Here is a 12,845-nt window from a genome sequence, read left to right on the forward strand (position 1 = left end):
TTGCAAAATTTGAGATGACACCGGCTAAGTCGCGCTTGCGCACACTTCGCACTCTGGGTTGTGCGGCACCCTGAGGCTGCGCCACTGCATAGAGCGGGCATCGAGCATGAGCAACCGCCCCGCCAGCGAGGAGCCAGTGGCACACAGCAGCTTGAGGGCTTCGGCGGCCTGCATGGCCCCGATAATCCCTACCAAGGGTGCCAGCACCCCCATCGTGGCACAACGCAGGTCTTCAAATTGGGCATCAGGGGCAAACAGGCAGGCATAGCAGGGCGATGCCGCTTGGCGCGGATCCACTACGGTAATCTGCCCCTCCCACCGGCTGGCAGCCCCTGCCACCAAGGGTACGCGCTGGCGCACACAGGCAGCATTGATGGCATGGCGGGTGGCGTAGTTGTCACTGCAATCGAGCACTACGCTGGCTTGGCCTACCAGCTGGGCCAGCAAGGCTGCATCAGCACGGGCCTGCACCGCAGTAACCTGCACCTGCGGATTGACCTCGTGCAGCGCCTGCGCCATCGACTCCACTTTGGGCAGGCCTACCCGCGCCGTGGTGTGGGCAATCTGGCGCTGTAAGTTGGTCAGCTCTACGGTATCGTCATCGACGAGCGTGATGTGCCCCACCCCTGCTGAGGCCAAATACAGTGCTGCCGGTGAGCCTAGGCCCCCGGCACCGATCACCAGCGCATGGGCAGCCAAGAGCTGCTGCTGGCCCTCTATGCCCAAACCATCGAGCAGAATGTGGCGCGAGTAGCGCAACAGCTGCTCATCGGTCATGGCGTTTCTTTTTTCTCGTCCTTGCGCTCGCTTTGCGTTTTGCTCACCAGCACCGGCTGGCCGCGCAGTTGCTTAATCGCTTGCAACAGTTGGAAGTCTTTCTCGGAGCCAAATTCAGGCAGTTTGCGCTCGGTCAGTGGCTTTTTGGCTTCTTCTTCGAGGCGCTTGCGCGCTTCCTCGCGGGCCTGTTCGCGGACTTCGTCTTTTTTCTCAGCAGTTTGGCCGTTGCCTAGGTGTTTTTCGAGGTCAGCCTCGCGGGTACGCAGCGCGGCAAACAAGTCGCCCTCGGCGGTTTCGTCGAGCATGACATCGGGCACGATACCCTTGGCTTGGATGGCTTTGCCGCTGGGCGTGTAGTAGCGCGCCGTGGTCAGCTTGATGCCGGTATCCGGCCCCAAGGGGCGCACGGTTTGCACCGAGCCTTTGCCAAAGGTTTGGCTGCCCATGACGGTGGCACGTTTGTAGTCTTGCAGCGCACCGGCCACGATCTCACTGGCCGAGGCCGAGCCTTCGTTCACCAGCACCACCAGCGGCACGGTTTTCAGAGCCACCGGCAGGCGCTTGAGCGGATCACCACTGCCCCGACGCGCATAAAACTCAGGCGATGCCTTGTAAATGGCCTTGCTCTCGGCCAGTTGGCCGTTGGTAGAGACCACCGTGACATCCGAAGGCAAGAAAGCTGCCGACACCGCCACCGCTGCATCGAGCAAGCCACCAGGGTCATTGCGCAGGTCGAGCACCAAGCCCTTGAGGTGCGGGTCTTGCTTATACAACTCTTCGATTTTGCGCACAAAATCATCGACGGTGCGCTCTTGGAACTGGCTCAGGCGAATCCAGCCGTAGCCGGGTTCGATCATTTTGGCTTTGACCGATTGGGTCTTGATTTCTTCGCGGGTGATAGTCACCGGGAAGGTACGGGCCTCGTCTTTGCGCAAAATCATTAGCGTGACTTTGGTGCGTGGCTCGCCGCGCATTTTTTTCACGGCATCGCTCAGGGACAAACCCTTGACGGCGGTGTCATCAATTTTGGTAATCAGGTCGTTGGTTTTGAGGCCAGCGCGAAAAGCGGGCGAGCCTTCAATGGGCGAGACCACCTTGATGAGGCCGTCTTCTTGGGTGATTTCAATGCCCACACCGACAAACTTGCCCGTGGTGCCTTCGCGAAATTCAGCGAACGATTTTTTATCGAAATACTGTGAATGCGGATCAAGGCTGGCCACCATGCCAGCGATGGCATCGGTAATGAGCTTTTTATCGTCCACTGGCTCGACATAGTCGGTCTTGACCAAGCCAAAGACAGCGGACAGTTGCTGAATTTCTTCCAGTGGCAGCGGCGACATGGCACCGCGCGCCATGGTTTGTAGCGACACCGTGGTCAGCGCCCCGGCGACCACGCCTATCGACACCCACCCTGCAATTTTGAGTTTGTGGCCCATAGAACACACCTTTACCGTTTCAATCATTCCCTTGGAGGGGCCGCGCCTGCACCAGTTCCCGGTGCAGACACTTTACTTATATGCTTTGTGGATGGAGCCGCTGCGAAAGCAACCAGTTTTTTTATGCTTTGCCTTGCGAAGCCACAGCGGCAGCGGCCTTGGCTGCTGCCTCAGCATCGCCCAGATAGTAGTTGCGGATGGGCTTGAGGTTTTCATCCAGTTCATATACTAGCGGAATACCGTTGGGAATGTTGAGCCCCACAATATCTTGCTCAGAGATGTTGTCTAGGTACTTGACCAAAGCCCGAATGGAGTTGCCGTGCGCCGCCACCACTACACGCTGGCCGCTTTGGATGGCTGGAGCCATCACTTCGTTCCAGAACGGCAGCACACGGGCCACGGTGTCTTTGAGGCATTCGGTCAGCGGCACTTGGTCAGGCGTGAGTGCGGCGTAGCGGCGGTCATCGCGCTGGCCTCGGGGGTCGTTTGCTTCAAGGGCGGGCGGGGGGGTGTCGTAGCTGCGACGCCAGATCAGCACCTGCTCATCGCCATACTGCTGTGCCATGTCGGCTTTGTTCAAGCCCTGCAAAGCACCATAATGGCGCTCGTTCAAGCGCCAGCTTTTTTGCACCGGCAGCCAAGTGCAATCCATCTCATCTAAGGCATACCACAGGGTGTGGATGGCGCGCTTGAGCACGCTGGTGTAGGCCAGATCAAACTCGTAGCCTTCGGCCTTGAGCAGTTTGCCCGCCGACATGGCCTGCGAAACGCCCGTGGGGGTCAAATCGACATCAGTCCAGCCGGTGAAGCGGTTTTCAAGGTTCCAAGTGGATTCGCCGTGGCGGATCAGAACGAGTTTGTGCATGGTTTCCCTAGAGAGAGCAGGTCAAAACCGTACATTCTAAAATTGTCGCTGTTTGCTAACCCAAGGAATAACGTGAATTTCATCGTCGAGAACTGGTATTTGATCCTTCTGGCCGTGGTCTCCGGCGCTATGTTGCTGTTGCCCGCCCTGCAAGGCGGGGCCGGTGGCCTGAGCACGGCAGCAGCGGTGCAGCTCATCAACCGCGAAAAAGGCGTGCTCATTGATGTCTGCGGCGCCGATGAATACGCGGCCATTCATGCCGTGGGTGCCAAAAATGTGCCACTGGCAGACCTAGAAAGTCGCCTGCCTGCGGTCGCGAAGAACAAGGCCCTGCCACTGGTGCTGGTGTGCGCCCGTGGCAGCCGCGCCCAGCGCGCTGCAGCCGTGGCGCAAAAGTTGGGCTACACCAATGCCCAAGTGCTGGCAGGTGGACTCAAGGCTTGGCAAGATGCGGGGCTGCCGGTAGAAAAGAAAGCCTAGCCGTCTCTTCTCCTAGCCAGCCATCAAAAGGACACACCATGCAAGCCGTCAAGATGTATACCACCGCCGTTTGCCCCTATTGCATCCGCGCCAAACAGTTGCTCAAAAGCCGAGGGGTAGAGCAGATTGAAGAAATCCGTATCGACCAAGACCCTGTCGCCCGCCAGCAGATGATGGAGCTGACTGGGCGGCGCACCGTGCCACAAATTTTTATCGGCAGCACCCATGTGGGTGGCTGTGATGACCTGATCGCACTCGACGGCCAAGGCGGCCTGCTACCCCTGCTGGGCGCTGCATAATCCACCTACCGTGTGCCCGCTGTGGGAGCCACTCCCCGGTGGGCTTTTTCATGTACCTATTGCAGAAAGACTTTTGCCATGAGCGATCAAGCTAACAACCCCGTATTCCAAATTCAGCGCGTTTACCTCAAGGATGCTTCTTTAGAGCAACCTAATTCGCCCGGCATTTTGCTCGAGCAAGAGCAGCCCAGCGTGGATATTCAATTGGGCGTAGAAGCCACCCCCGTGGCCGAAGGCATTTTTGAAGTAGCCGTGACCGCCACGGTGCAAACCAAAGTCAAAGACCGCACCGTGTTTCTGGTGGAAGCCAAGCAAGCCGGTATTTTTGAAATCCGCAATATCCCTGAAGAACAAATGGGCCCCATCATGGGTATTGCCTGCCCGCAAATTGTTTACCCTTATCTGCGTGGCAACGTGGCCGACCTCATCACCCGTGCAGGCTTTCCGCCCGTGCATCTGGCAGAAATCAATTTCCAAGCCATGTACGAGCAGCAACAACAGGCCCAAGTAGAAGGCCAAGCGCCCTCTACCTTGCTGCCACAGTAATCTTTTGTCCAGAGGGCACCTGCGGCACACCCGCCGGGGTGCCCGCACGCCATCATGAAAATTCTTGTACTTGGTGCCGGTGCTTGGGGCACTGCTGTGGCTATCAGTGCGGCCCAGCATCCAGCAGGCCATGCCGTCACGCTGTGGACGCGCGATGCCCACCAGTGTGCCGATATGCTGGCGGCGCGGTGCAATACCCGCTATTTGCCCGCTATCGCCCTGCCCGCTCCCTTGGCTTTGGCCGATGGCCCAGTGCAGGCGCAATGGGCAGGTGCTGATTTGGTTATTGTGGCCACGCCCACAGCAGCACTACGCAGCCTGCTCACACAGTTGCGTGACTGCCCTGCCCCAGTGGCTTGGCTGTGTAAGGGTTTTGAAGCGGTACCGGCAGGCTCCAATGCTTTTGGCCTGTTGGCGCATGAAGTATGCGCCCAAGTAGCACCCCATTTGCTGTCTGGGGCGCTCAGTGGCCCCAGTTTTGCCCAAGAAGTAGCGCGCGGCCAGCCTACGGCCTTGGTGGCCGCCAGCGAGCACGCCAGCGTGCGTGACGCCTTGGTACAAGCGTTGCACAGCCCCAGCCTGCGTGTGTATGCCAACGACGACATCGTGGGCGTAGAGGTAGGTGGTGCTGTCAAAAATGTACTAGCCATTGCCACCGGCCTGTGCGATGGCTTGGCGCTGGGCCTCAATGCCCGTGCTGCACTCATCACACGCGGTTTGGCCGAAATGACCCGCCTAGGGTTGGCGCTGGGCGCACGAGCTGAGACCTTTATGGGGTTGTCTGGGCTGGGTGATTTGGTGCTCACGGCCACTGGCGATTTGTCGCGCAACCGCCGCGTCGGCCAATTGCTGGCCCAAGGGCAAAGCCTAGAGCAAGCGGTTAACTCATTGGGCCATGTGGCCGAGGGTGTTTACAGCGCCCGCACTGTGGTGCAGCGCGCCCGCCATATGGGCGTAGAAATGCCGATCAGCGAGGGCGTGGTGGCTTTGCTCGATGGCCTACTGCGCCCCTTGGACGCAGTGTCTATCTTGATGGAACGCGACCCCAAACAAGAATGCGTATAAATCAGCAATCCCAGCATGCACCTCAATGCTGCTGCAATTCCTCTACATAGAGAGCGCTGGCCAAAATTTTAACCTTGCTGGCATAGTAGCGGTCTAAACGCCATTCTTTGATAATCTCGACTGCAACTTCAAAGTTTTTATAATCCAACTCATAAAGACGGTGCAGATTGAAATTGGTATCTTTTTCCAATGACAGCACCAGCTCAGAGAAAATGGAGGCAGCAACAGAATCTATTTCTCGTTGAATGATTTTTTGCGCTTTTTTGATGGCAATCATTGTGAATCCTTACAATTTTTCATGCAGATGAGAAATTTGAACATCCCGCAACAATTCTAGCAGCATTCCTTGCATATGCTGCAGCGCAACATATCATCTTGTCATTCATATAAATGTCACATTTGACTTTTACATTGGGCACTTACCCTTACCAAGGATGACCATGTTGCCCACTGCACGTCCGTTTTTTCTTTCGTCTGATCCGTTTGAATTTTTTCAGCAGCTCACACGCCAAACCTGTGAAAGCATGGTGCAAATTTCTACGCTCAATGTGCAAACCACACAGGCGGCCTTAGGCACACAAACACAGCATTGGACCAAACTGCTCCAAGTGCAACGCCCCGAAGAGTTAAGCGCTTTACAGGCCGATGTGGTGCAACCGCTCGCTAAGCAAGCCAGTCAGTACGGCCAGCAGCTCTACCAAATTGCCAACGATCTGGGGCAAGCCTGGCAAGTGCAGCCCAAGGCGGGGCTGGGTGATGTGTCTAGCCAGTGGGAGCGGATGCAAAGCAACATGGACAAAATGCTCAAAAATATGCCCGTGGCCGCCCAAGCCCTCAGCGCCAGCGTTAAAAACCGCTTGGCTTCGGCCAACGAGGCCGTCAGTGCCATTCAGCAAGTTGTGACCCAAGCGAACAACGCCACCCAAGCTAACCTGTTGGCCGCAGTGGAAAGCACAGCACACCCCGAAACGGCCTAAGCGCCTACCTTCCCCCCGTCAGGCTCCAGCTCTGGCGGGTGGCACCGGGGTTTGGCGGCGGTAAATACTGGGCAACTCCTGCACCAAAGCTTGGCTCACGCCCTTGAGGGATTCAGAATGGCCCACAATGAGGTGGCCGCCCTCGCGCAAAAACGGCAGCAAGTTGGCAATCACCCGCTTTTTGGTTTCTAAATTGAAATAGATCAGCAGGTTGCGGATAAAAATCACGTCAAACAAGCCTGTAACCGCTGTCGGGGCCAACAGGTTGCAATGCAAAAATTGCACGCGCTGGCGCAGCTCTTTACTCACTAACAAGGTGCCATCTTGCTGACGTATGCCTTTGCGGCAGTATTTTTTCAGTAAGGGCAACGGAATGCCCTCCGTGCGCGTCATCGGGTAATGGCCGCCTTGGGCGGTGGCCAGCACCTTGGTACTGATGTCGGTGCCCAGCACCTCCCACGGGCGCTTGCCCAAAGTCTCGGCCAACACCATGGCCACGGTGTAGGCTTCTTCGCCACTAGAGGCAGCAGCGCTCCACACCCGAAACGCCCGCTTGCCCTCGCAGCGGTGCTGCTCGGCCTGTTGCTGCAAAAAATCAAAGTGCTTAGGCTCACGGAAAAAATACGTCTCGTTGGTGGTCACCAAGTTGACCATTGCCTGCAACTCAGCGGCATTTTTACCTTTGCTCAGGTAGTCAAAATACGCACTGAAGCTGTGGCAGCCCAGCGCCTGCACGCGCCGCGCCAGCCGCCCCACCAACAAGTCTTGCTTGGCCTCTGACAGGCTGATGCCCGTCATCTTGAAGATCAGCCCCTGAAAGCTGGCAAACTCTTTGCGCGTGAGCCGAGTCACCAGTGGCGGCAGCGGTGCATGGGGCATCAGCGCAACGCCCCCATGATCGCTACCTCTGGCAGCCAAAGCACGCGCTCTAGCTGGAGCAGCACCACAAACTGCCCACCGATACGGCCCATCGCTTGGACAAAATCGGGCCGCATGTGGGTACCAAACTCCGGGGTGGGCACTTTGTCGGCCTCTGGTAGCTCTTGCACCTGAGACACCGCATCTACCACCAGCCCCATTTTGTAACCACGCGGCAGATGCTCGGTGCTCTCCAACTCAACAATAACGATGCAGGTTTGCTCCGTTACCGGGCCAGCGGTGCGCCCCAACCGCACCGCCAGATCAATCACTGGCACCACGGCCCCACGCAAATTGATAACCCCCCGGATCAGTGGTGGCACCAGCGGCACGGTGGTCAGGTCGCGGTATTGCAGGATTTCGCGCACGCTGACCAAGCCCATGCCAAAACGCTCTGCACCTAACTGCACCATCAAATACTGCGACGCGGGCACGGGCACGGCCTCCACCACCGACTCAGTGGCTGTTGCCAGCCCCGGCGCGCCTGTTTGCATCAGCATAGGGTCACTCCAGCATCAAAACGCAACAAAATCGACCTCATCAGCGCTACCAATCGTCAGCTTGGGCGAGTTCAGTGCCGGTGACATGGCAAACAGGCTGGCGGCGGGCGACAGGCGGGCCATCTTGGGCTGGGGTGGCGCACTCCAGCGGCTGGGGCCACCGTCTCTGTCACTGACCTGAAAAAATGCCATCACTTCTTGCAGATTGGCCGCCTGCGAGGACATCTCTTCGGCGGTGGCCGCCAGCTCTTCGGAGGCACTGGCGTTTTGCTGGGTAATCTGGTTCAGCTGGCCCATGGCAATGGTAATTTGACCGGCACTGGTGCTCTGCTCTTGCGAGGCGGCGGCAATCTCTTGCACCAGATCAGCGGTTTTTTGCGTAGTGGGCACAATCTCATCCAGCAAAGCCCCGGCACGCTCGGCCATGCTGACGCTGTTGCCCGCCAATTGGCCGATTTCTTGTGCTGCCACTTGGCTGCGCTCGGCCAGCTTGCGCACCTCGGCGGCCACCACAGCAAAGCCCCGGCCATGCTCACCGGCACGGGCGGCCTCAATGGCGGCATTGAGCGCCAACAAGTTGGTTTGGTAAGCAATGTCGTTGATGATGCCAATTTTGCGGGCAATTTGCTGCATGGCACCCACGGTTTCACTCACGGCTTGGCCGCCTTCGGTAGCGCGCTGGCTGCCTTGGGCAGACATGCCATCGGCCACCTTGGCGTTGTCGGTGTTTTGTTGGATTGAGGCGGCCATCTGGTTCACGGCTGCCGAGGTTTGCTCCACCGAGGCCGCTTGCTCGCTAGAGGCTTGGGCCAGCGATTGCGAGGTGGCCGATACCTGTGCCGTGGCCGAGACCAAATTGGCGGCGGTGGTGTTGACCTCGACAATCGCCTGCGAGAGTTTTTCTACCGTGTTGTTCACCACTTCCTTAAAGTCGCGCAAATCGCCCCGGTAGTCGCCCTTCACTTTGCGGGTCAAGTTGCCACGCTCCATCTCTTTGAGCACCGCCACTGCCTCATTGACTGGCAGCACAATGGCGTCCAGCGTTTGGTTAATGCCCTGCACAATTTTGCGGAAATCCCCTTGGTGGTGCACCGCATCAGCACGGGTAGAAAGCTGGCCCTGCGCAGCAGCATCGGCCAGCATGGCGGCATCGGCTACCAGTGCCTGCACGGCGTCAATGCAGGTGTTGAGGTTGTTTTTCAGGGTATTAAAGTCGCCTTGGTAGGCATCGGTAATGCGCGCCGGAATAGCCCCGCGTGCAATATCGTCTACATAGCGCGCTGCCACGCCCAAGGGGCCAATCACGGCATCCAAAGTCTGGTTAACACCTTCGACGATTTTGCGGAAGTCCCCTTGGTGTTTAGAGGCATCGGCACGGGTGGCCAGCTTGCCTTCTACGGCGGCCTTGGCCAACACACCAGCATCGGCCACCAAAGCATTGACGGCATCAATGCAGGTGTTGAGGTTATTTTTCAGCGCATTAAAGTCGCCTTGGTAGGTGTCGGTGATGCGTGCGGGCACATCGCCCTTGGCAATGCGCTCCACATGGTTAGCAGCCATGTTCAGGGGGCCGATCACGGCGTCTAGGGTCTGGTTAACCCCTTGGATAATCTGGCGGAAATCCCCTTGGTGGCGGCTTTCATCGGCACGGATCGAGAGCCTACCCTCCACCGCCGACTTCACCAGCAATTGCGCATCAGCGGCCATGCTGTGTACTGCACCGTGCAAGGCACGCATGGCTTGGGCGAGTTGGCCCACCTCGTCTTGGCCCTGCAAGGTGATGCGGCTGCTAAAGTCGCCTTGGGCCATTTGCTCAACACTGTGCAAAAGTTGGCGCGTGGGCACAGTGACGCTGCGGGTAATCAGCACCCCTGAGAGCACACTGAGCAGCGCCGCCAAAGCCCCCAAGCCCAGCAGCAGCCATGCTGTATCGTGGGCTTGCTGTGTGGCCTGTGTGCCAATTTGCTTGGCGGTATGCGTGACCAAAGCAATCAGGCTGTCCATGCTTTGCACGTAGGCATTTTGTGCTTCTAAGGCTGGGCCTAAGGCCTCTACCGCTGCCTCTTCGGGTTTGTTGGCACGCAGCAGAACCACCACCCGCTTTTGCGCCTCACGGTAGGTTTTGCGCGCATCGGCCACTTTGGCCAGTTGTTGTATGGTTTTTGGCTGATGCAGCAAGCCCTCTAGCTGCTGGTAGCGGTCGTTGATCTTTTCGCTGATGGGTGCTAGTTTTTCTAGCTGGTTTTGCATGTCGGTATCGGCACGCAGCATCGCATAGATGATGGCTCCATTGACAGTACGTGCATACAGGTTGATCTGATCAATCATTTCATTGGCTATAACAACTTGGGCTAACTGCTCAGTAGCCAAGGCATCTACATCTTTGCTGATAGCGCCGATACGGCCTACGCCCACGGCCACAATGGCGATCAAAAAAGCCAAGGCGGCGGCAAAGGCCAGTCCTAGCCGCGTTCCGATCTTGAGGTTTGCGAACATATAAGCGCTTTCTTGGTTAGATTTTTTATGCAGTAGCTACCGTGCTAAGGAGCTGGGGCACATCCACAATCAGGGCGACACGGCCTGTGCCCAAAATAGTGAAGCCGCCCATACCGGGCAGGCCGTCAAACACCGGCCCCAGTGGGCGGATCACGGTCTGAAACTCGCCTTGCAGGGCATCGACAATCAGGCCAGCGCGGTGCGAGCCGCAGCGCACTACCACCACGTTTTCGCGCACGGGCGGCTCTTGCCCCACCATAAAATCAGCGGGCACGCTAGGCAGTTCGGGCAGGCCAAACCAAGGCCGCAGCCGAATGACGGGCAGCAGGGCATCGCGCAGGTTGATGTGCTCGTGAGCGTCTTGCAGCGCCTGCGCGGGCAGCTCGACGCACTCTTCCACCATGTCCAGCGGAATGACCAAGCTGGACTCGCCCACCGTGACCAAAAAACCATCGATGATGGCTAACGTGAGCGGTAAACGGATGCGGATGCGGGTGCCTGCCCCCTCGACGCTGTGCAACTCAATGCTGCCGCGCAAGGCGCTGATGTTGCGGCGCACCACGTCCATCCCCACGCCGCGCCCAGACAGGTTGTTGACCTGCTCGGCGGTAGAAAAGCCCGGCTCAAAAATAAGCTGATGGATGTCGTGCTCAGTCAAGGCTTGGTCGGGCCGCACCAAGCCGCGCTCAATCGCCTTGCGCAAGATGCGCTCTTGCGACAGCCCGCCGCCATCGTCGGACACTTCAATCAGGATACTGCCGGAGTCGTGGCAGGCGTGTAGCCGCACCCGGCCTTGGGCTGGTTTGCCACAGGCGACACGCACGGCCACGGGCTCGATGCCGTGGTCAATGGCGTTGCGCACCAAGTGGGTGAGCGGGTCGCCAATTTTTTCGATAACGGTTTTGTCCAGCTCAGTATCGGCACCGCTGATGTCTAGCGCAATGTCTTTGCCGATCTCTTGCGAGACTTCGCGCACCACGCGCTGAAACTTGTTGAAGGTGGCACCAATTTGCACCATGCGCAATTGCAAGGCCGAACCGCGCACCGACTCCACCAAGCGCGCCAGCACCGAGGAGATTTCTTGCAACTGCGGCAGCCCACTTTGTGCCACCGCCAAGTGCATACCGGCACTGGCAATAATCAGCTCGCCAATCAGGTTGATGTGCTCGTCCAAGGTATCGGCATTGACGCGAATCAGCGTGGCGGCCTCGCTATTTTTGGCCGCTGGGGCTGGGTATGGCTTGTCCGGCGTAGGGGCCTGGGCTACAGGCAACACTACGGGCGCAGCAGGCACCACGGGTGCAACAGGCGTGGCAGCGGGCCAAAGCTGTGCCCGCTCCTCTGGGGTCAGGCTGCCACAGGCCACCAAAGCATCGGCCCAAGATGCTGCCCATTGCGCTGGGCCAGGCAGCACGGCGTAATCAGCCAAGGGGCTGTGCGGCGGCACGATGTGTACCTGCGCCATGTCTTGCACAAACTCGAACACGCTGACAATGGCTTTTTCACCCAGATCGCTGTGGTAGCGGATGGCAAAACCGAGGTAGCAAGCCTCCGGGTCTAGCTCGGCAACGTCGGGCAGCTCATCGGCCAAGGTGGCTACGCCCACGATGCGGCCTTGGCTGCCCAAGCAGTGCAACAGCGCCAGCGGCTCCATGCCATCGCGCAACATGTCGCGGCCACAGCGCAAGGCAATGTGCCAGTCACTAGTGGCGGCCAATGGCCCAGAGGCGGCAGGGCTGGCAGCGGGCGGTGCAGGCGGGGCCAACTGGCTGGCCGGGGGAGATGCGGGGGCAGCAGAGGCCTGCACGGCGGCCTGTTTGTCTGCACTGGCCGTTTTTTGCAAGGCCAGTATCAGCACCTCACTGTGGGCATGGATGGCAGCGGTAGGCACTGTACGCTGCTCGGCATGGTCAACCAACGCACCAATGTGGTCACGCACCTGCAACAACAGGGCCAGCAACTCGCGCGAAAGTGGCTGCTCACCGGCACGCACCCGATCGAGCACATTTTCGGCATGGTGGGTAAAGGCCACCAGATACTCTAGGCCAAACAGCCCCGCCGAGCCTTTGATGGTGTGCGCCGCTCGAAAAATGGCATGGATCAACTCAGAATCGGTCGGGGCTTGCTCCAACTGCAACAGTGCGTGCTCCATGCCCTCCAACAGCTCGCGGCTTTCAACAATGAATGTCTGAAGGATCTCATCAAGATTCATGATGAACGAACAGCCTTCAAGGAGCATCTAATCACCAAATGGATTTTTTTGCCATCCAGATGACCCAGCGCGTCTTGGCTACCACTGGCTTCTATGACCTCCAAGCCTGCACCGCGCAGGGCGATGCGTACCACTTGCCGCAGGGAGGCTGAGTCGTCAACGATCATGATGGTTTTGGCCACAGCGCGTTCCAATCAAAGGGTGGATGTATCTCTCTTTCCAAGATACCCAGCCTTTGTGACACTGGTATGGCCCACCCGCTAGGGGGTGCAGC

At 58.4% G+C, this 12,845-nt stretch carries 13 protein-coding genes and 2 pseudogenes; 5 read left to right on the plus strand and 10 right to left on the minus strand.

The features are described 5' to 3' along the window. Positions 1-24: 24 nt before the first annotated feature. The 3 genes from BMX55_RS05960 to gpmA all read right to left on the minus strand — a co-directional run bounded on the left by BMX55_RS05960 (position 25) and on the right by gpmA (position 3,078). Positions 25-777, minus strand: a complete 753-nt coding sequence (locus tag BMX55_RS05960) for a HesA/MoeB/ThiF family protein (RefSeq protein ID WP_091454352.1) — start codon at positions 775-777, stop codon at positions 25-27. Next, positions 774-2,213: a S41 family peptidase gene (locus BMX55_RS05965; protein ID WP_091454354.1), complete on the minus strand. Its 1,440-nt coding sequence runs from the start codon at positions 2,211-2,213 to the stop codon at positions 774-776. Before BMX55_RS05965 ends, BMX55_RS05960 begins: the two co-directional genes overlap by 4 nt. A 121-nt stretch (positions 2,214-2,334) precedes the next feature. After that, positions 2,335-3,078: a 2,3-diphosphoglycerate-dependent phosphoglycerate mutase gene (gene gpmA, locus BMX55_RS05970; protein ID WP_091454355.1), complete on the minus strand. Its 744-nt coding sequence runs from the start codon at positions 3,076-3,078 to the stop codon at positions 2,335-2,337. Between the two features lie 72 nt (positions 3,079-3,150). On the opposite strand from gpmA, the gene BMX55_RS05975 reads away from it, so the two are divergent. From BMX55_RS05975 to BMX55_RS05990, 4 genes are all read left to right on the plus strand, one after another. Continuing rightward, a complete protein-coding gene (locus BMX55_RS05975) occupies positions 3,151-3,558 on the plus strand; it encodes a rhodanese-like domain-containing protein (protein ID WP_091454357.1) in 408 nt (135 codons plus the stop codon). Between the two features lie 38 nt (positions 3,559-3,596). Further along, entirely contained in the window at positions 3,597-3,857 is a 261-nt protein-coding gene (gene grxC, locus BMX55_RS05980; RefSeq protein WP_091454358.1) for a glutaredoxin 3, read from the plus strand. Between the two features lie 78 nt (positions 3,858-3,935). Next, on the plus strand, positions 3,936-4,403 hold the full coding sequence (gene secB / locus BMX55_RS05985; protein WP_091454359.1) for a protein-export chaperone SecB: 468 nt from the start codon (positions 3,936-3,938) through the stop codon (positions 4,401-4,403). A 54-nt stretch (positions 4,404-4,457) separates the two neighbouring features. Beyond that, positions 4,458-5,468 carry an NAD(P)H-dependent glycerol-3-phosphate dehydrogenase gene (locus BMX55_RS05990; RefSeq protein ID WP_091454360.1) on the plus strand — a complete coding sequence of 337 codons (1,011 nt, stop codon included), beginning with the start codon at positions 4,458-4,460 and terminating at the stop codon, positions 5,466-5,468. A 22-nt stretch (positions 5,469-5,490) separates the two neighbouring features. Here BMX55_RS05990 and BMX55_RS05995 read toward each other — a convergent pair whose 3' ends face one another. Continuing rightward, on the minus strand, positions 5,491-5,745 hold the full coding sequence (locus tag BMX55_RS05995; protein WP_091454361.1) for a hypothetical protein: 255 nt from the start codon (positions 5,743-5,745) through the stop codon (positions 5,491-5,493). A gap of 163 nt (positions 5,746-5,908) precedes the next feature. On the opposite strand from BMX55_RS05995, the gene BMX55_RS06000 reads away from it, so the two are divergent. Further along, complete coding sequence (locus BMX55_RS06000) at positions 5,909-6,445, plus strand: phasin family protein (RefSeq protein WP_177172829.1); 537 nt, start codon at positions 5,909-5,911, stop codon at positions 6,443-6,445. 18 nt (positions 6,446-6,463) lie between these two features. Here BMX55_RS06000 and BMX55_RS06005 read toward each other — a convergent pair whose 3' ends face one another. From BMX55_RS06005 to BMX55_RS06025, 6 genes and pseudogenes are all read right to left on the minus strand, one after another. After that, complete coding sequence (locus BMX55_RS06005) at positions 6,464-7,324, minus strand: CheR family methyltransferase (RefSeq protein ID WP_091454363.1); 861 nt, start codon at positions 7,322-7,324, stop codon at positions 6,464-6,466. Further along, the gene (locus tag BMX55_RS06010) at positions 7,324-7,863 is read right to left on the minus strand and encodes a chemotaxis protein CheW (protein ID WP_218144463.1); all 540 of its coding nucleotides are present in this window, start codon (positions 7,861-7,863) and stop codon (positions 7,324-7,326) included. Before BMX55_RS06010 ends, BMX55_RS06005 begins: the two co-directional genes overlap by 1 nt. Before the next feature lie 15 nt (positions 7,864-7,878). Further along, positions 7,879-9,279 (minus strand): methyl-accepting chemotaxis protein, encoded by a 1,401-nt coding sequence (locus tag BMX55_RS16925; RefSeq protein WP_425432052.1) that lies wholly within the window; start codon positions 9,277-9,279, stop codon positions 7,879-7,881. Between the two features lie 78 nt (positions 9,280-9,357). Continuing rightward, positions 9,358-10,359: pseudogene (locus BMX55_RS16930) on the minus strand (MCP four helix bundle domain-containing protein); the annotation flags it as partial. 25 nt (positions 10,360-10,384) lie between these two features. Further along, on the minus strand, positions 10,385-12,571 hold the full coding sequence (locus tag BMX55_RS06020) for a chemotaxis protein CheA (RefSeq protein ID WP_091454365.1): 2,187 nt from the start codon (positions 12,569-12,571) through the stop codon (positions 10,385-10,387). A gap of 29 nt (positions 12,572-12,600) precedes the next feature. Beyond that, positions 12,601-12,753: pseudogene (locus BMX55_RS06025) on the minus strand (response regulator); the annotation flags it as partial. Between the last annotated feature and the right edge of the window lie 92 nt (positions 12,754-12,845).

Source organism: Giesbergeria anulus (genome assembly GCF_900111115.1).
In the GTDB taxonomy this organism is placed as follows: domain Bacteria; phylum Pseudomonadota; class Gammaproteobacteria; order Burkholderiales; family Burkholderiaceae_C; genus Simplicispira; species Simplicispira anulus.